The 20,166-nt window shown below is 38.6% G+C and carries 12 protein-coding genes; all 12 read right to left on the bottom strand.

Going from position 1 to position 20,166, the window contains the following annotated elements; all coding sequences use genetic code 11:
- Nucleotides 1–55: 55 nt before the first annotated feature.
- A complete protein-coding gene (locus LH29_RS08065) occupies nt 56–2,107 on the bottom strand; it encodes an alpha-amylase family protein (RefSeq protein WP_045027545.1) in 2,052 nt (683 codons plus the stop codon).
- 15 nt (nt 2,108–2,122) lie between these two features.
- On the bottom strand, nt 2,123–4,084 hold the full coding sequence (locus LH29_RS08060; RefSeq protein ID WP_198152375.1) for an alpha-L-fucosidase: 1,962 nt from the start codon (nt 4,082–4,084) through the stop codon (nt 2,123–2,125).
- 143 nt (nt 4,085–4,227) lie between these two features.
- Nucleotides 4,228–6,522: a family 20 glycosylhydrolase gene (locus tag LH29_RS08055; protein ID WP_045027539.1), complete on the bottom strand. Its 2,295-nt coding sequence runs from the start codon at nt 6,520–6,522 to the stop codon at nt 4,228–4,230.
- 20 nt (nt 6,523–6,542) lie between these two features.
- Entirely contained in the window at nt 6,543–7,838 is a 1,296-nt protein-coding gene (gene fucP / locus LH29_RS08050; RefSeq protein WP_045027537.1) for an L-fucose:H+ symporter permease, read from the bottom strand.
- A gap of 25 nt (nt 7,839–7,863) precedes the next feature.
- The gene (locus LH29_RS08045) at nt 7,864–9,009 is read right to left on the bottom strand and encodes a DUF6786 family protein (protein WP_052670684.1); all 1,146 of its coding nucleotides are present in this window, start codon (nt 9,007–9,009) and stop codon (nt 7,864–7,866) included.
- 126 nt (nt 9,010–9,135) lie between these two features.
- Nucleotides 9,136–10,002, bottom strand: coding sequence for an alkaline phosphatase family protein (locus tag LH29_RS08040; RefSeq protein WP_045027534.1), 867 nt, complete (start codon nt 10,000–10,002; stop codon nt 9,136–9,138).
- 135 nt (nt 10,003–10,137) lie between these two features.
- Nucleotides 10,138–11,109 (bottom strand): hypothetical protein, encoded by a 972-nt coding sequence (locus LH29_RS08035; protein WP_045027532.1) that lies wholly within the window; start codon nt 11,107–11,109, stop codon nt 10,138–10,140.
- A gap of 27 nt (nt 11,110–11,136) precedes the next feature.
- Nucleotides 11,137–12,117, bottom strand: coding sequence for a family 43 glycosylhydrolase (locus tag LH29_RS08030; protein ID WP_082063487.1), 981 nt, complete (start codon nt 12,115–12,117; stop codon nt 11,137–11,139).
- A 6-nt stretch (nt 12,118–12,123) separates the two neighbouring features.
- The gene (locus tag LH29_RS23720; RefSeq protein ID WP_052670683.1) at nt 12,124–14,604 is read right to left on the bottom strand and encodes a GH116 family glycosyl-hydrolase; all 2,481 of its coding nucleotides are present in this window, start codon (nt 14,602–14,604) and stop codon (nt 12,124–12,126) included.
- A gap of 1,208 nt (nt 14,605–15,812) precedes the next feature.
- Nucleotides 15,813–17,027: a DUF4998 domain-containing protein gene (locus tag LH29_RS08020; protein WP_082063484.1), complete on the bottom strand. Its 1,215-nt coding sequence runs from the start codon at nt 17,025–17,027 to the stop codon at nt 15,813–15,815.
- Nucleotides 17,028–17,046: 19 nt separating this feature from the next.
- Entirely contained in the window at nt 17,047–18,228 is a 1,182-nt protein-coding gene (locus tag LH29_RS08015; protein WP_082063483.1) for a DUF5000 domain-containing lipoprotein, read from the bottom strand.
- 25 nt (nt 18,229–18,253) lie between these two features.
- Nucleotides 18,254–20,158 carry a RagB/SusD family nutrient uptake outer membrane protein gene (locus LH29_RS08010; protein ID WP_045027522.1) on the bottom strand — a complete coding sequence of 635 codons (1,905 nt, stop codon included), beginning with the start codon at nt 20,156–20,158 and terminating at the stop codon, nt 18,254–18,256.
- Between the last annotated feature and the right edge of the window lie 8 nt (nt 20,159–20,166).

Here is a 20,166-nt window from a genome sequence, read left to right as displayed (position 1 = left end):
TCCAAAGGGTATTGATAATCGAAAAACCAATAAGATCATCCGTACACAGCCTAATCTAATACTCAAAAACTACTGCAGTATGGCACTTGAATTCAGGCACCACTATGTGTAGTTTACCATCAACCTTATTCATTTTCAATGATTGCTTTCCTGGAATAGTATATGCCTTTTTGATTTTTTCATCGAAATCAACACTCACAGGTACGTTATACAAGGGCACCAAATCCTCAATCACTTGTGCCCTGCCACGCTTATGAGGTGTTCCGTAGGTAAGATGCACCACATAGCGATTCTCCCGGGGTTGATGTAATAAATTTAAGCGTCCGCAACTTGGCATTTCCACCTTTACCAAAGGATCAGAAAGTAATTGACTTAAGGCATTAAAAAACAACTGACGATGAACTTGAGATCCTTCTTTTGAATAAATAGTTTCTAAATCATGTGCACACCATACAATGTTTCCTTTTCTTATAACTGCAGGATGTGTTGCGGGTGTTGTTTGATATGGAACATTATCGTGTGAAGTCCAATGTTCAACAGTGCGGTCGAAGTATGGCTCATATATTTGCGCCAATATCTCGGTTTCATTTTCCGGTTCAACTCGTATAGCAGGATTCCGATTCAAAAATGGCGATTGAACCAAATTGTTATTTAACTTGTCTGACACAAGAGTATAATCAACTTGATAATTTGACTCTCCAAGATACTTAGCTCCAATATCGAATTTCCACTTTCCATCCTCAAATGCTCCTTTACCAATAATTAACAACTTTCCACCGTTGTCAACAAATTCCTTAATTTGTTTGGATTCTTGTTCGTTCAACCTAACACCGCTATGAAGAATAAGCACATCTACGGCACTCCAGTCTTTCAGATTATTTGCAACCACAAAGTTTACCTGATGTTCGAGAAGCATTCGGGTAAGATCATTGTCTTTTCCTGAAAAATTTAACCACACAGCTGTTTTTGCCAATTGTTTGGCATCCACACAGTATTTTTCAATTTTTTCGATATAAGAATAGGCATATCCAATATTGTCGTAGGTTGCTTTCTCCAGTTTTCCGGTTGGATGCAGTTGATCGCCAAAGTTAGCCATTGCACCAAACGACAACATGTTTACCGCTTCGTACCAGATTGCATTTTTGTGTTTGAATCCACCAAATTCACCCCAGGCCGAATGAAATTTACCACTCATAGCCACAATGGGCTTACCTGTGTTGGCATAAAATTTTGCACGAACCGGAAACACATCGTAACCTGCCCAGGTAGTTGGCAAATCTTCTAAATCCTGTTTAGTATTATATTGATAGTAAGCTTCCTTTAAAATCCGGGGATCGTTCATTCCCGTAGTCCAGTTGTAATAAATTGTAGCATTAGGTCTGTACTTTTTAATTACAGCATTGGTTTGTTGAAAAAACGCGTGCATTTTTTTACAATGATGTGCCCATGCTTCTTTTTCGTTGTTCCAATCTACCCCATTGGCTTCCATATCCTTCTTGCTCCATTCGTTGTAGTTAATACTGCCAACCGGAACAATATCGAACCAAAAACCATCGACCTCGTAGTTCTTTGCTATCTCTTCGGTATGTTTCAGCAAATGTTCCAGATATCCACCTTCCGGCGATAAAGTGGGCCACCCCCAGGGAAATGGCTCTCCGGGTTTGGCATTTGCTTCCATTTCGGCAAACTGGTTCTTTCCGTCTTTCCCGGTAGAAACCCATTCGGGATGTTCATGTGCATCCAATACATTCCATCCAACGGTAACATAAGCCTGAGCGGTCACGCCTATTTCGTGGCATGCCTCCAACTGCGCTTTAAATAAATCAAAATCCAGATTGGGGTGACGTTTACCCACCTCGGTATTGTAATAACACCAACCGTGATGTCCCTTCGCAAATATGTTGATAGAATTCACATGTCCAACTTTGAGAGTCTGCTGCCAATTCTCTTTATTCCAGTCTTTCCCGATATTCTCTAGTTTTTCAGTTGTATGAAAATCCAGATGTACTTGCCGTGATCCTTCGGTAAACAAACCGCTTTTTTGTGCGTTTGCATTTATAAATGCACAAAAAAATGGTATTAATAGGATGATACGTATCAAATTCATAGTCTTTTATTTCTTTTAATCGTTGGTTACAATATCAAATTCAGCGTAACCAACAGCATGGTTATCATTTGTATTGTTCAATGCTTTCAACTTCAAATACTTTACTTTAACCGGCTCAAAATATTTGGTTTGCCATATAGGACTATTTTTAATATTCGAAAACTCACCTTCACTCAACAACTTCCATGAACGTCCGTTTTCTGATCCATAAAACTCATAATTAAAAATGATTCCGTCTGACCAACGACTCTGGTCAGGCAGGTACCTAAATCCTTTAACTGAGTTTACGTCACCGAGATCAACCACCAAATCAACCGGCATTTTTGCTCCTTTCTGATGCCATACGGTGGATGGATCACCGTCAAATATTTTATTGACATTTTCATCATTTACGCCAACAACTTTCCATTGCTTTTTGACTATGTCAAATGCTTCTCTACTTACGGGACTTCTTTTATCCGACAACGGATCCACAGTTATGGCTTTCACTATGGCTTTACGATCCAAAATAAATGGTTCGGTGTAGCTATTTGACTTCTCGTTAGGCTCAGAACCATCCATAGTATAATACACTTTTACTTCTTTGTCAGCCGAGTGTATTTTAAGTAATCCCTCCTTATTTCTGGAAATGACTGGTGCAGTTAATATTTTTGGAGCGTTATAGATTTCAACGTTAGAAATCAACGGTGAAGCTTTGGCACTTTTAATGTTCACCCTCACCTTTGTTGCTGTTGTGGTTGGTAACCGTAATATCCTTTTGTACCCGATGGTCGTTTCTTCAGCCAGAGTCTTCCATTCTCCGTTAACCAAAGCTTCCAAAGTAAACTCTTTAACACGTTGCCCCAATCTGATGTACTCCTGGATCAGGAAACGGTTAAATTCAGTAGGCTCTTCAAGATTGATCGTCAGTGATGCTTCCGATACTTGATCATCGGTAGCCCAATAGGTTTCCTTGTCACCATCGGTTACGTTAGCAGCCTTGTATTTTCCAGAGTTTCCTCTCTCGTTATCGGCTTCTGCATCTTCCCCCTGTGCCAGGTCAACAGCAAAATCGGCCTTCAGTGCATTCGAAAGCTTTAATATCTGCTCCTCATCCGTTTCATGAATCAGACCTCTTGGATCAACAGGGAAGTTTATCAGTAAAGTCGCTCCTCGTCCTACTGAATGGTAATAAATATCCAACAGATGTGGTAAGGTCTTCACTTTGTGGTCTTCTGATTGATGATAGAACCATCCCGGACGAATAGATACATCAACCTCAGCCGGCACCCAATGGGTACCATCTTCATGCCCATACCGAAGTTGTTCGTAATGAGGCCATCCCGGCCACACCTCATCCCTACGCAACGTGCTCCAATTAGTTTTTCCAACCCAACCCTCTTCATTACCACACCAGCGACATCCGGGGCCAGCGTCACTAAATAAAATGGCATTAGGTTGTAATTCGCGTACAATCTTATAGGTATTTTCCCAATCGTAGTATGTTTTACGATCAACATTCCTGGTCTCATTTGCTCCGCCATAGTATCCAGATCCTCCGTTAGCACCATCGAACCAAATCTCAAACACATCACCATAGTTGGTCAGTAACTCTCGTAATTGGTTACGGAAATAGGTGATATACTCCGGCTTTCCATAATCGGGATGGTTTCGATCCCAGGGAGACAAGTAAACTCCAAACTTTAATCCATATTCTTTACACGCATCAGAAAGCTCTCTTAACAAATCACCTTTCCCATCACGCCAGGGTGAATTTTTCACTGAGTATTCGGTGTATTTCGAAGGCCACAAACAAAATCCATCGTGGTGTTTGGCCGTGATGATAATTCCTTTCAATCCGGCCTCTTTGCACACTCTGGCCCACTGGCGACAATCCAGGTCGGTTGGGTTAAACAGTTCTGGACTTTTATCACCATATCCCCACTCAATATCGGTAAAAGTATTCATACTAAAATGGACAAATGCGTATTGTTCCATTTCATGCCATTTAAGCTGTGCATCAGTTGGAACTGGCCCTACTGCTAAGGGTGGATCAACCTGCTTGCACGAAGTAATAAATATTAATAATATCGCCCAAAGGCCTAATTTCTTGTATTTCATAATTTCAATATCTTCAATTTTTAAAAGCTATACATTTCCTGAGATACCTTTGTGAATTCATCTGTACCCTGTAACCTGAAATCAATCCTCGGACCATTCCATGCCTGGGGCCAGCCTCCGATAATGTTGTTCAGATAGATCAGTTTTACTTCATGCTTCCCTTTTTTTAGGGCAACGGTGGTATTATTTCTCGAGAAGCGTTTCACTTCTCCATCATTATTGATAAGCAACTGACCACCTAAAAAGAACTGATCTACATTCGTCGAGAACTCATAGATTCCATCTTCAGGCATTTCAATATAGCCGGATAATATGTGAGCTGATGGTTCATCAATTTGAGCGTTGGTGTAGGCGGGGGGCAGGTTCACATCACTGGCTGTTTCCGTCCAATCCTTTACCTTCTCCAAATCAGCCACATAAATAAAATCACCTTTGGTATATTTCTCTTTTAAACCTTTCCTTTTAGTTCCCACGTCTACTGCAGGCTTAAATGGCTGTTTCTCAACCACGATGGTGCGCACTTTGCTCATTTTACCACTACTTAATACTGAGGCTATTTTTATCTCTGTATTCTCAGAAAGGTTAAAAGGCTGCTCATAAACTGCCGACTCAGCAGTTGGTTCACTACCATCCAGTGTGTAAACCATTTTGACAGGACGTGTTGTTGTAAATTCAACTTTAGCAGAATTAGTAAAAACCACCTTATTACAGGGTCCTTCCGGTAACGGAATGTGGTAGTTGATATCGTGCATATCCATGCGTACATACTGATTGTCCATTCGTCTGGCAAAATCCGTAAAATTTTTATTCTCTTTAGAGGTCCAGTTCACTTCCGCCAATGCAATGATTCTTGGGTAGACACGATATTCAATTAACTCCGGAGTATACATGTATTCAGTCCAGACATTACCTTGAGTTCCAAGCACATGTTTAGCCATTTCTGCTTTCAATTGTTCAGGTACTGGCTCATAAGAGTAGGACTCTTCAAGTGTGGTATAACCACCAATAGCTACGGGTTCAACTCTTGAATCCCCCTGAAAATGATCAAGGTAACACCAATTACCGGGCGTCATAACCACATCATGACCATGCGTAGCTGCTTCAATCCCTCCATCTTCGCCTCGCCACGACATGACTGCTGCCGACTCAGCCAGGCCTCCTTCCAGAATTTCATCCCAACCAATCATCTTTTTGCCATGTGCTAAAAGCACTTTTTCAATGCGCTGAACAAAATAGCTTTGCAGCTCATGCTCATCCTTCAGGCCTTCCTCTTTCATTCGGCGCTGACATAACATACAACTTTCCCATCTGGTTTTGGGACACTCATCGCCTCCAATATGGAAATATTCTGACGGGAAAAGCGCCACTACTTCATCAATGATGTCTTCCAAAAATTCAAAAGTCTCTTCCTTCCCGGCGCAATACACATCAGGTTCAACCCCCCAAATATTTCTTACTTTAAAAGGACCGCCTGTACAAGAGTACTCGGGATATGCGGTTAAAGCCGCCAAGGCATGTCCCGGCAATTCAATCTCAGGAATTACATCAATCATACGGTCTGATGCATAGGCCACAATCTCCTTAACCTCTTGTTGCGTATAAAAACCACCGTATTCATTTCCCTCTCCCTCAATGCGCTTAGAACCGATTTGTGTTAACAATGGATATTTCTCTATCTCGATTCGCCACCCTTGATCCTCGGTCAGGTGCCAGTGAAATTTATTCATTTTGAACATCGCCATCATATCAAGATGTTTCTTGATGTCTTCAACAGGCACATAATGACGACATACATCCAAATGTAAACCTCGGTACTTAAAACGGGGTTCATCCTGGATATCTACAATGGGAATATTCCAATCCACATCTGTTACCAATGTTGAACTTTCCACCTCCGCAGGGAGCAATTGAAGTAAAGTCTGTAAACCATAGAAGATTCCTTTGATGGTACTTCCTGTGATCTCAATATTTTTTGATGTTACTTTCAACTTGTAGGCTTCATCATTTGCTAATTGTTGAGTTTCAATTACCACATTAATGAAATTATCCCGGGGGTTTGTATTCACTACATCCATCTCATAGCCAGTGGAGGTTTTAAGCTTTTTGGCGAAAAGTGTTATGACCTCAGAAATCTGCTCGCTTTCAGCAACAAAAACAGTTTTTCTATTAAGCGTAAAAACACCTTCACCCTTCACGATACTTGTCGGTCTGGGAGTCACACTAATACCTTTGTTATATGGTTTTTCTACCTTTTCGGCATTACATGCCAATAATACCATCAGCAGGATGGCTATGCTTCCAATTTTTAAATTCATATTGTACTATTTAATTGTATTTATTCTTTTGCAAAAACGGTTAATGTTCGATAGCCATAAATGGCAATTACCACAAAACATATAAATGGTAGTATAAAAGAGACATTAACGGCCGGCAGCCAACCAATCTCCCCCATATCAATTATGGCTCCCTGTAACGGTGGCATTAAGGCCCCCCCCACAATGGCCATCACCAAACCTGCTGCACCTATAGTGGCATCATCCCCTAAGCCATGAAGTGCAATTCCGTATATGGTTGGGAACATTAATGACATAAAACCGGAAGTAGCCACCAGGCAGTAAAGTCCCAGTTGTCCCTCAATCAATATCACCCCTGTGGTGGTTATCATTCCTCCAATCGCAAAGAATGTCAACATTTTTCGAGCATTTACATACTTCATCATAGCCGTACTAATAAAACGACTTGTGATAAAAAGTGCCATTGCTGCAATGTTATAGTTCTGCGCGGTGGCTTTATCGTATCCTAAGTTTTCGGCATATTGAATGATGAACGTCCAGCACATAATCTGTGTTGCAACATAAAATACCTGAGCTATCACCCCTTCACGGTATTTGCGATTTTTAAATAGTCTTTTAAAGGAGTCTTTAGCATGAACAGAATGATCCGCATTCTGACGCTCAGGCATCTTAGACACCAGAATAATCACAAACATTACAAGTACGACAAAGCCAAGCATCACATAAGGATCACGGATCACGGCAAGATCATGAGTACGGACTGCTGCCTTTTCTGCTGCATCCATAGTTTCAAAAACCAAATTACCCGAGGCATCACGAACATCAGATTGTAAAGAGGCAAGAATTACCTTTGATGCTATAAACATTCCGAAGATAGAACCCAGAGGATTAAACGATTGAGCGAGATTCAACCGGCGCGTAGCGGTTGATTCATCTCCCATTGAAAGAATATACGGATTTGCAGTGGTTTCCAGAAAAGCCAAACCGAAAGTCAGGATATATAATGATCCTAAGAAGAAACCAAACATTTCGAATCTTGCAGCTGGATAAAATAATAATGCGCCAGTGGCATATAATAACAAACCAAGCAAAACTCCTTTCTTATAGGTATAACGTTTTACAAACAAAGCAGCAGGAATGGCCATTGTTCCGTAACCTCCATAAAAAGCAAATTGAATTAAAGAGGCTTTGGCATTGGTAGTTTCCATTACTGTTTTAAATGCTGCCACCATTGGATTTGTAATGTCATTGGCAAATCCCCACAAGGAAAACAGGCAGGTGATCATTATAAAAGGTACCAGCAACTCTCTGGGTACTACTTTTTCTTTTTTATTCATAAACGATTGTTTTAAAAGGAATTTCCTATAAGATATTTTCTAATGCATCTATTGAAACTCCCAATATTTTATTACTGATTTGATTTAGGGCTTCTTTAGCCCCCTGGAAATGATAGGTTGTTTGAATATGCGTATAAGATTCCCCTGATTTTAGGGCAAGAGCTGGTGAAGAAGTTTCCAGTTCGTAAAACGGTCCCATTTGGGAACCATCATCTAGTGGTCCATCATTGTAAGAATTTAAAGCATCTCCTTTGTAAGGATTTTCCTGTAATTCCCAGGTAGAATTTACATAGTCAGTATTCCCTTCGGGTAGTTTACACTCCAAAATTGTTAATGCTCCATTTTTTGCATCATAACTCCCCATAATACCAGTAGAGCGTAAAGGTGGTATTCCAATTTTTCCACGACTTTTACCATCGGCCTTAAAGAACACTTTGTTTCCCTGTACCTTAAGTCTGGAATCTGATACTTTACCAAAATAATCATCATTCACTTTAGGGCCAAGAAGCTTCGCATCTCCTGATTTTATTGGGATTACAACAGTAACCTCGGGCGAAGGAATTAGCATTCCTAACATCCAAATTGAAAGCAAGCCCGTTTCTTTTTTCCATGCTTGCTCACCAGTGTTTCTGATTGTATTTGAAGATTTGTATGCAACTACAGATATATTAGCCGCTGAAATATCAAGGTCTCTTTGTACCTGCTCATTTGAAAGTAACTGAACATTACGTGTAACCAGAAAGTCGAAATTAGTACCCGAGTAGTTCGTTAAATGCATCGCCTTTTTGAACTGGACAGTATTCTCATCCTGCGAGACCATATCGAATGGTTTCGTATCAATTTCTTCAGGTACGAACCAATTCTCAAATACGAAATCTTTATCCTTATCAAAATAGACTGAAAACTGTCCTCCTTCGGGTCCAATCCAAAACCGCTCCTCGCCGCCAAATGGATTAAAATGTTCCACAAACTTTTGTTGTTTTATCAGATCGTAGTTGATCCATCCAAAACTAAAACCATCGTCTCCATTACAAGTCGAAGTCATTACTCTTCCCTGGTACTCAGGTAAAACAAGAATTGAAGCATCTCCGTTAGTCAATTCAACTGGTTTTGTATATTTCTCAAGAAACTCTTTATCAAAAAGATATGTTCCATCTTTAGCCTTATTCATTGTACTTTTTTTAGTTTTAGGCTGAGTATTACAACTAAACAGTGTAATTACTACTAATACACCTACTAAATACAAATAGGAAAAACGTCTCATTTTTAGATTTTTATTCGATTAATAGAATTCCATTTAATACTCAATCAATCCTCTAACCTTACCATCCAAATTCCATTCTGGAGCTATTTTAACTCCCATGTGAGCAAGAGTTGTTACACACACATCAACAACATTTACATCATCTATTTCACCTTTTTGTGTAGCATTGCCACTTGCTATATAAAAAATGGTTGTGTGTTCCGGGATATCCTTTCCATGCGTAAAGTTGCTCCCTCCATGATCAGTACTTACAATGATAAGCCAGTCTTCGTTCTTAATTGTATTTCTTTTAGCTATGGTTTGAACCATTTTCCCAATCTGCTTATCAGCTTTCTGAATTGCCTTTACATACTTTGGGCTTTCAAATAAATAATCGTAGGTATGACCTGCATGGTCAACATCATCTAACTGAACAAAAACCACATCAGGATCTTCTTTAGATAAAACTTCAACAACCCTTTTTGTAACCTTTCTATCCGGAGAATAGCTTTCTTCAATATCAGCTTCTCCCTTTTGCAAAATCTTATGAATTGGATTCCAATTTACTATGCTATAAGTTTTTAACTCAGGATTGAATTCTTTTATCCTTCTAAAAAGATGGGGATACTCGCCTATATTGGGATTCTTATATGAATTTGAAACAACATTGTGCTTCTCATGCCATACTCCGGTCAACATTCCGGTCCAACATATACCACTACTGCTTATGGGATCGGTTTTTGCGCTAAAAGAATAAGCACCATTACCAATAAGTTTATTAATTGCCGGAGTTTGAGCTTCTTTCAAAACATCAGGACGACAGCCATCTATCCCGATTATAAGAACTTTCTTCTCTCTGCCCTGAGCAAAAATATTGTATGATACAACAAAAAGTACTAGTAGAAATAAGATTCTATTCATTGGTTTATAATTTTAGTTTCATTGGTAACTTAAAGAGTTCACCTCGTGAACAATCATCCTGATGGATAGTAATTTTGGCTAATTTTAAATCATCACTTCCAGGTATATTTCAAATTACCAAAATGTCTTTTCTAACTATTTAATCCATTTCAATGGAGCAATACTTACCGACTGATGATTTAAATAATGCTGATCTTCAGGTCCGCATGAGGTAATGTACTCCTGCCCTTTATAGGTGAATATTTCGGCTGCATGGCCAAATAAGGTTGTAATGGTATTATTGTCATAATCAAAATGATCCGGATCATCTGAAACAACAACCAACGTTTCTGCATATCTGCGGTGCGCATAAGTAAAAAAGAGATACCACTTATCCTCTCTCTGAACGACAAACGGAGACTCAATAAGCGTTGCCCAGGTACAATCATTAATGCCCAGAATGGTTTGAGGTTCTTCGAACGTTTTAAAGTCTGTTGTTTTAATTCGCAATACTTGTGACTGTTTTACACCTTTATTACCGGTACCTACCACATGTATCCAGTATTTCCCATCAGTTCCCTTCATAATATGAGGATCACGAGTACCAATCCATAAGTTATCAGGTAATATATATCCTTCCTGAGGAGTCCAGTTATACAAATCATCAGACCAATATACCTGTAAACGGCGTTGTTCGTGCCAAACTTCAACTACCATTACATAACGTTGACTCTCTTCGTGCCACACAACATAAGGAGCTCCAATGTACTCCGATCCATTACTCTCATCAATGGCAAATTCCTCACGTTTCCAGTCCATTACTGAACCAGTAGTAGTACAATGTCCTAAATAAGGATGATAACGATAAAGTTCTTTTCCCTCTGGCGGGTAAGGGTTATTAATACCAAACCAATGTAACGTCCCCTCTTTATCTTCTATAAAACAGTGGTCATTGGTAAACCACTTTGACTCATCAGTTATAAAATCGGGTTTTGCATCAATCATTTTACGGCTTTCGCCTGCCAAAACCGGAATCGCCGGTTCTTTCGCCTGCTCATCTAATGGGTTTGAAGAATCACAAGAAATAGCTGTATAAGCTGCCAACAACATTATTAATAACTTATTCATATGTAAATTTTTATATATTTCAAATAATTAGTTCCACTCCAGTTTAGCGATATACACCCCTTTTTTGTCCCAGCCGGTATTTGATATATACCATTCATTGTCTGACACTTTTATTACTTCTGAAGCATGAGTTGGCAATTCACAAACAAAATTTTCAACGGGGAATTCATCTGGTGTTTCTGACCAGTATACGTGTGTTTGATTGTACTCTGTCATTGCCCTGCAAATAAATAGGTAGAACAAACCATCTTTCTTTACAACAAAAGGACTTTCTGCATCACCTCCCCAATCACATTCAAATGATTGCGTATGAACAATTTTTGGCCCGCTCCAATGTTGCAAATCAGGACTCGTCCTCACTGCTACACAGGATCGTAAGTCAACTTCATCGAAAGTTCGGGTATAGTAGTAGTAATAAATATTCTCATCTTTTAGAATGTAAGAGTCCCGGGCATGTCCTGGATCAGAAAACAAAGGATTTAAAGGATAACGTTCCCAGTTAAACATATCTTTAGAGTCAGCTCGGCATAGCTGTCCCCAGCTAGCATAGTTGGGCGCATTTTTCTGGCGGTTGCCAATATTATAGAACATGTGCCATGTATCACTATCACTTTCGTGAAATACATGCGGAGCCCATAACACCCGTTCAACTCCCGGTTTTGTTTCTAGAGCATAATCATGATCATCCCATTTATCCTGATCAAACATCTTTGCAGAGATATGAAAAAAGCGTGTTTCTCCTGTCCATGGATTGATTGGTTTATGACCGATAATCCCATAACCATGCCATTTGCCGTCAGCTCCTTTTACAAAACAATGGTCATTAGTGTACCAGGTTGTATCAATATCAGAGCGGGTGTCATTGGGATTAAATATATGTTTCCATTCCCCTGTAATTACAGGCTTTTTCACCCTTCTGGTCTCTACTGTTTCAGTTCTATTATTGCCTGAATCACAACTAGTAAACAAAAAGCCTACTAATAAGGAAAGTGTAATAAAAAGTTTCATATTCTATTAATTGATTGTTATTTCCAACTCTTGTTTCGCGCTTAGCTCAATGGGTTCAAACATGATTCTTACTTTATCTCCCGATACAGTATACTTAGATTTTAGCTCCTTACCATCCAGATTAACTGTTACCTTGTTTATATCATTTCCCAAAAGTGAAACCAACCTTAACTCCTGAACATTAAGGATTCCATAGTTCTGGATTAATACGCAGGCTTGTTTTTTTCTATCAAATTTTTGTGTAAAACTTCCCCAACCTTCCGAAGAAATAAAAGCAGACTTAAAATCTTTGGTGCTTAATTTAGGAGCAAAACCAATTATTCCTCCAGGCCCATTATATGTATAACCTGAGGCTGACACAAATGGCGCATAACCACTCATGGCACGGGTATAATGATTACCGTATTCAATTTCATTATACGGATTACGACGTTCGCCAGAATACCTTCTATTTACCGCTTGAATTACATTTGTTGCCTCATCAATGAGTCCTTCGGAAATTAAGGTTGCGGCAAGTTGATGTTCCTGTCCTGTCCAAATCTCACTGAAATAACCAATAACCAGTTTTTCCCACTCATTTTCGATTATACCGGGAGCAATATCTGTCCCTCCTCTAGGGAAAGTACACATAATCACCCCTGCTTCATCGTCGTCGGCGTACCACCTCTTTATGGGGATTGATGCAGTATCCAGGTAAGCGCCATAATTTTCTACAAAGTTGTATTTCATGATCGACTGCAATGCTATCTGAATCTGTTCTTCAGGCACTATTGGATCTAAGCCAGTTTGAGCAGCCCAGTATTGGCCAAGTAACTGATCAGTATGACAACCAATGTTAGTATTGGGAGCTTCCGGATGCTCGGGATCTGTTAACTGAATAAAATATTCGCCATTAAATAACTGTTCAGCTATATTTTGATAGGCTAGTTGAGCTATGTCGCGGCAGGTTCGTTCAAATTTGAGATCCCCCATCTCTTTTGCCATCTCAGCACCTGCTCTCAACGAAGCTGCATACAATCCACTTATCCAGCTTATTTTCCCATACCATGTTCTATCAAGTGTATTGTACTGTTTACCTTCCAAAATTCCATCAGGTTTTCCTGTTTTTGACTTATCCTGATCAATCATCACCTGGATGGCCTTTTTGATCTTATTCCAGTTGTTATTTAAAAATTTTGCATCCGGAGCCATTAAGTGTTCACGGTAGATACGCATAATAGTACCGGCATGCCCATCTATAGCAAAACCACGTCCATCATGCCTTCCCATATTACTAAACTCTCCTCTGTACCTAATTAATCCATCATTATAAGATAATCCCAGATCAATTTGTTCCCGTAATTGTCGCGCCAAAGCGGGAAATACCCTCCCCAAAGCTTGTTCGTAATGAAGGACATGTGTACAGGTTCCTTCCCCCTGGTATACTCCTTCATAGGTATAGAAACGTCCCTCATTTTCCGGATTATCTGTTAGATCATCAAAACGCACGCAGGCAGTGGTAGCCAATGTACTCAAATTTACAAATGTGCGATCAAGAAACCATTTAGGCAGTGATGAGTCATACCAGGTGTGATTCCACTCTTTTGTTGTTTCCAGCAACCATCTGTTTTGAGCTACATAATTGCTAACATGAGCTGCATCGGTAAATCTTGAAGAATAATAGTGACGTAAATTCTCTATATTTTTCCAGCGATGGGCTTTATCCCACAAGTGGATATTGGGGAAGTACCAGCTAAGCAGATAGGTAAATGTCTTGCTTTCCCCTTTCTTCAAGTTTGCTTTTCCCGATACTGCTCCTACCAGTTTTTCTCCCAGTGCAATTTGTTCGTCAGAAGTATTGGAAACTCCATTATAAACATTTATTCCCTTTGGGTGCTCTGCCCTTGCAAAGGCCTGACCTTCATCAATCAAAGTTAAACTCATGCTCCCCCAATCAGCCATCTCATGTTGGTATTTATCACTAATCGTGCAAATAAGCTGGGCGTTATTATCCACAGTAATGGCCTTATTCTCATGCACATCATCTTTCCCCTTCCCGGTTTGAAAGCCTGCCATGTTTTGCAACCATCCTGTTATTTCAACCTCTACCTCTTCGGCAGTATTATTAGTAAGTGTATACTGCACTACCGTTAATGGTAAACCTGAATTTTCAGCATCACCGGGAATAAAGGGGGAAAATGCCTGCAAATGTGCAGAAACAGGTACGGTGGGATCTGAAAAATATACATTTCCGATAGGGTACTGTCCTTCAAACGAGATATCTGAGAATCCGTTTCTGTTGAGTGATCTAACATGTACCCGATCTCCTTCTTTAACCGTAAGCCCAAACCCTTGCTCAAACTTTTTTTCTTGAGTCAGGGGATTTAAGTAGTATCTGTCTCCAGGACCTCCCGGATCAATTGCTGCAATATTGAAAACATCCCAGTACCAGAGTTGTCCGTCTCCACCCAAATAAACCTGACCTGTACATATTCCTCCAACAGGCATTCCGATGTATTTAAGATTTTGGGGTCTAATTGACCAAACTGAACTACCAATGATCAATAATAACACTATAACAGATATCCTCTTCATAATCTCAATCTTCTCTGAGCCAATACTCTACTTTCTTTATATCTTTCAAATACCAGAAAATGGATTTTATTTTTTGCTTCTTTCTACATTATACATTGGTTAATGTCCAATTTCCCTAAAGTTTTTTCCATTTATTTTCCAACCAAAATCCATTACAAATATTTCCAATCTCATCCTTTTCGAAGTTTTAGGTAAAAAACAGCTCTTATATCTACACCAGAGGCATACCATGCGTTTGGGTGGAAGGTTTTATCCTCGTCCACATTTACATACATACAAGAATGCGTTTTTGATTGCATTCCTCTACTCTGGTTACACAATTCATCGTAGCAAGCATTTCTAGGGTAGTATTATATTGGCTTGAAATTGCATCTCGATTTTACTATGTCAACTGCATTATTCCTCCCAATCCAAAAACATATCTTCTACGTAATAAGTGACTTATATCAATTCCAACATAAAATACCGACTTATAATCGCCATATGGATTTCCATTAAACCCGAAGTTTCCCAAGCGTATTGATATCCTTCTTTTAGTCGACAATCAAGCCAAATAGCTTAAGCTTTTATAACTATAAGTGCCGCGAGAATCTAAAAATTTATATTAAGGCTAGCTAATACACAGACCAAACTCCACCTAGATACACTGACGTTTCGCCTGAGTAATCACCTTTGGGGCAAGTGGTCAACATGAAGTCGCTTAATCAGTTTTTGCAAATTTATTTGGTATTGATCTGGTCTTTTTTGTTCATTTTTTTTCGAGATTTTTCCTCAACTTTACGTATATACTTGCAATTAAAATCTGCGAACACAACCATACTATCAATTTATTCCACTGAAATTAAAGACATTAAGACATTCTTATGGATTAACGATTTAAGACCGGCCCTTTTTTTCTAATACAACTAAATTTATAATAAACATTTCTAAATGTCCGTGAAATATTTTAAAATCAAATAAAAAATACCGGGAAATAACTCCCAGTATTTTTATCAACACAATTTATGAAATAGTGCTTTATGGGATAGTGTCTCGTGTAGACCTGTAACGGTTATTTAAGACTGGTGATTTGACTTATATGAAGTAGTAATGTTTTATACTTGCAGTCAATTTTTCTCAAATTAGTATACCTTACTAGCATAAAACAAAATTTCAGTTAACGCAGTTTCAACAGTATTTTCATCCCAGGTATTCAATACTCTGAACCTTATAAAACGAACCCGACTTTGATCTTCAACCTCCATGGTTAACGGTGACGCTGATCCTTTCCATGATTCATCTGTCGTTTTACCGTCCGTGCAATTTAGCAAGTTTATCCAACCTTTGCTAAGCATCTCTGTTTCCCAATTAGGATCATCGGGGACAACAGTTGTTTCAGCTTCCTCTATATTCAAAATGCCGAAAAGCTGAAATTCCTTCCAATTTCTATTCTGACAACAATCTTGACGAGGATATAACTTAATTTTTGAGAGTTCAACTTCAACTCCCAGATCAATTGTGAAATGATGAACTTTTCCGTCATACTCCCCGCCACAACTGTTATGATAGTATCCGCCTAATGAATAATCAAATAATTTACTGATGTCGCCACCCCAGCATTGACCAGTTAAATCAAATGGCAAATCCATATCTGACATATTTGATCCATAAAGCATTAGATCATTAGAAAAATTATAGGTCTCTGAATTGGAGTAAAAATTCTCGATTGCATTTTCATCAGGCCTATATGAAGTACTAATATGAAATTCACCTCCAGGTACAAAATCGGTTATTTCAGTTTCCATTGTCTCTGGCGCTACAATCAAAGAAACTTGTTGGTTTTCATTATTCGTATACTCTAACTTCGTATCTATTATTTCGGCAGCAGCAGTTGACCATGTAAGTACTACTTTATCAGTAAAACCATCTATTTTAGCTATACCCCTGTTTAAAAGCCCATCTATGTATTTGGCCCCATATACAATGGCTGATCTTTCAATTGGTATAGATGCCAAACCACTCTCATTCTTGTTAACAACTTCGAAGATGTGTGTTGCTTCTTCTAAGTTGTTGATAAAAACTGACATCTCTGTTTCTTCATTTATTGGAACAACCAGCGAATCATTTTTTTGATTCCAATAAATAACTGTTTCTGCTAAATTCGGATCAGCGTTTAACCACCAATTTATTTTTACCTTGTTATTGCCAGAACCTATTACTACAGAATCAGGACGGCCAATATAAATACGCTCGCCTTGCAAGTATTGTTCATGCAATTCATTCATGTCACTACATTGGCTGAATCCAAATATCAATGCGAACAAAATTGCTATATGTAATATTTTATTATCTTTCATAATTCTTGATTAATCTCCATTAATATTCTTCCTCTATCTGACCATAAGCTGTTATTTCACCAACCATAAAATCAGTACCTCCAGCCCAACTCTCAGTCATCTTATATCGAATATAGCGTACAGCAGGAGCATCGAGAGGAATAACACTTTCTTCTCCTGTGCTGGCATAATCAATATCTTCATTCGACAGTTTCCCAATAGGCAATCCAGAAGGCTTAAATGACTCATATTCTCCCAACTTAAACCAACCATCATCACTTCCGTCAGGATTTGGATCATTTGAACCCCATAGTTCCCATTTTTTTGGATTATGATGCCTGTAATACCACGCCCATCTCTGCCAATGAATGAAACGACTTAATTTAGCCTTAACTTTTAAATCAATTGAGAAAACTACAGGTAATGACGGGTTGCCTGATGTATGGCCATAATTGCCATCAACCGTTGTTACGCCATCTATCATTTGAGAAAAATTCCCCCCCCAATTTGATAAATTAGCCCCACCGGGTAATCCCATTTGACGGAATTTACTCCGTTCCAACTCCTCCTCAAACCAAGGTGTAAGATTAGCAAATAAAGTATCAGAAAAATTATCCCATCGGTCACGTATAACAAACCCAAATGTTTTTTCTTCAGCTTTAAACCCCCTTACGGCATAATCTCCTTCAGTCACCATTGTATATAATACATCTTCCTCATTAAAATCGCCAAAAGTATCCTGGACCAGTGTTATTATTGCAATCTCCTCATTCCCTGCGTTCTCCCAATTAATATGAACACCTCCGAAATCGGATTGAATTTTTAATGTTGAGAAGATTGTTTGTACAGGTGGAGTAAGTGGCATAAAAGTAAAATAATTACGTTCAGATTCATTTCCACTTCGGTCAATCGTGAAAATTTCGAATCTTTTTTCACTTATATCCCCAAATCCACTTAAAACTAATTCATTACTATACAAAGAACAACTAGCTTCCCGATTTCGCCCGGGAGCAATCTCATAGATAACTTTAACCATTAACAGATCCTCTTCCTTTGGTAAAGAAAAAGTTATTTTGGCACCACCTGCCAATGGCTCAATATTGACTTCACTTACATTTTGCGGAGGTATTGAATCACCCGACTCGTGTAAAGCTATCTTGTCTTCTTCACATGCACTAATCATTAACATGATGGTAATGCATAAAAAAATTATTCTTTTCATATAAATATTTTCTTTTACCAATTGCTTATTTCCATCCTGGGTTTTGCACCAGCTTATTGTTAATTAATATTTCGCTTGTCTGAATAGGCCAGAAGTAGTCTTTTCTATTGAATTTCATATCATAAAGTGTTATTACCTTATAATAATCACTCGTTGAAGCTTCGCGAATATTCCATCCCCTAATTGGCTCATTCATAACATCAGAAGCATCCAACCATCGACGCAAATCCCAAAAACGCTGCCCCTCAAAGGCCAATTCGATCATACGTTCCTGTTTAATGATACTACGCCTACCTTCTTTTGAATCTGGTTTCGTAGGATTATTAGAATATGCAGACCATGATTCTACAACACCACTCAGACCTGCCCTATCTCTTATTAGATCAAGATATTTAAACACCTCTACTTTTTCAGCACCACTCTCATTTGCGGTTTCTGCATATAACAAGTATAAGTCTGCCAATCTGATAACTGGAAATGGATATCTTTCAATTGAGTAATTTCCACTACCATCAATGGTATTTTCATAATTGACATACTTCTTTGGTAAATAACCAGTAATATTGTATTTCTCTGAAGACATTACTCCTGCAAATTGCCTTGCTTTCATTTCCAAATGGTATGAAGCATTATCATCGTATTTACCATTCCCATACCAAATACAGCCATCAAAGCCTAAGCTGCCATAAAAACGAGGTTCGCGATCAAAATTTAAGTTAGCAGTTTCATATCCTCTTTTAATATAGTAGCGATCTTCTTCACCCGCCACATGCGTCTTGAATCTCTCATCAAAATTCCAGCTAACATCTTCATTAATTGGCACGCCATTACCAGTATAATATAGTTCAGCCATTCGCATAGTAGGCGATAACATATTACGTACCTGATGAGTACTGATATGAGCTGAATTGAAACGAGGCTGAGCAAGGCGCTGCATATGATCTGTTGAGGTAAAAGTCAATCCCCAAATGACTTCAGAATTCCACCTTTCACTAAATGAGCCTCGAATATTCATTTTATAGCGGGTACTGTCAGTTATTACCTTACTATCTTTATAAGTATAAAGATGAATACCTGCCTCATGGCTTTTTTCAATAGCCATTTCAACCGCCTCTTTCGCAATAACCCATTTCTTATCATCTTCTGTTTTATCAATTAGTTTTTGACCATCACTTGATAAAAGATCATCAAAAACGCCAGATCGGTTGAATATTGGACTTGCATCTAAAACAAGTACTTTTGCTTTAATGGAATATGCAATTACCTGATTAATTCGCCCTAATTCAACAGTTTCGTTTTCTATTTTTAAAGGTAAGTCAATAACAGCTTCATCAAGTAAGTCAACAATATAAGATACTACTTTTGAAACTGGCTGCCTTTCAACTTTAACGTCGTCAGGAGAAGCTGAGATGGGTAAATTGTCATCAATAATTGGAGTGGGCCCATACATTCTGAGCAAATAATAATGATAATAAGCTTTTAAAAACTTTACTTCAGCTATCCAACGCTTTTTTTCCCAATCATCAATATCAGGAACTCTCTGAATATTATCTAGGAAGATATTACAATCTCTAATGGCAATAAATAAATTCTTCCCCTGTTTATCTCCAGTCCAGAAATCAGCAATTGGATTATTCGCATTTTGCTCTCCGTTTGCTAAATCGAACAACCAGGTGCTTCCAAAAAACGACGATAAGTCAGGTCCTTTGGGGTGCAACCACATTTCATCTCCTCCAATCAAGGCTGGATTTGATGTTATGTCTCCATCATCAGGTAAATAATTGTAACACGTATACAAGAATGACTTTGCCCCTAAACGATTATTAAAAGCCAAATCAATGGTTGCGATGTTATCAGGTACGATATCAAGATAATTTTGGCATGACATTGTACCTAAAGCCATACATAATATTATAACAATCTTTTTCATTATATTAG

The sequence above is a fragment of the Draconibacterium sediminis genome (assembly GCF_000949475.1).
Lineage (GTDB): Bacteria > Bacteroidota > Bacteroidia > Bacteroidales > Prolixibacteraceae > Draconibacterium > Draconibacterium sediminis.
The sequence above is the reverse complement of the archived record's forward strand: the minus strand, read 5'-3'. Positions and strand labels throughout refer to the sequence as shown.

Coding starts and splice junctions, on each gene's coding strand:
- LH29_RS08055 (WP_045027539.1), bottom strand. CDS start 6,522: ATGAATTTAAAAATTGGAAGCATAGCCATCCTGCTGATGGTATTATTG.
- LH29_RS08045 (WP_052670684.1), bottom strand. CDS start 9,009: ATGAATAAGGCTAAAGATGGAACATATCTTTTTGATAAAGAGTTTCTT.
- LH29_RS08035 (WP_045027532.1), bottom strand. CDS start 11,109: ATGAATAAGTTATTAATAATGTTGTTGGCAGCTTATACAGCTATTTCT.
- LH29_RS08020 (WP_082063484.1), bottom strand. CDS start 17,027: ATGAAAGATAATAAAATATTACATATAGCAATTTTGTTCGCATTGATA.
- LH29_RS23720 (WP_052670683.1), bottom strand. CDS start 14,604: ATGCCTGTTGGAGGAATATGTACAGGTCAGGTTTATTTGGGTGGAGAC.
- LH29_RS08015 (WP_082063483.1), bottom strand. CDS start 18,228: ATGAAAAGAATAATTTTTTTATGCATTACCATCATGTTAATGATTAGT.
- LH29_RS08040 (WP_045027534.1), bottom strand. CDS start 10,002: ATGAATAGAATCTTATTTCTACTAGTACTTTTTGTTGTATCATACAAT.
- LH29_RS08065 (WP_045027545.1), bottom strand. CDS start 2,107: ATGAATTTGATACGTATCATCCTATTAATACCATTTTTTTGTGCATTT.
- LH29_RS08060 (WP_198152375.1), bottom strand. CDS start 4,084: ATGGAACAATACGCATTTGTCCATTTTAGTATGAATACTTTTACCGAT.
- fucP (WP_045027537.1), bottom strand. CDS start 7,838: ATGAATAAAAAAGAAAAAGTAGTACCCAGAGAGTTGCTGGTACCTTTT.
- LH29_RS08030 (WP_082063487.1), bottom strand. CDS start 12,117: ATGAAACTTTTTATTACACTTTCCTTATTAGTAGGCTTTTTGTTTACT.
- LH29_RS08010 (WP_045027522.1), bottom strand. CDS start 20,158: ATGAAAAAGATTGTTATAATATTATGTATGGCTTTAGGTACAATGTCA.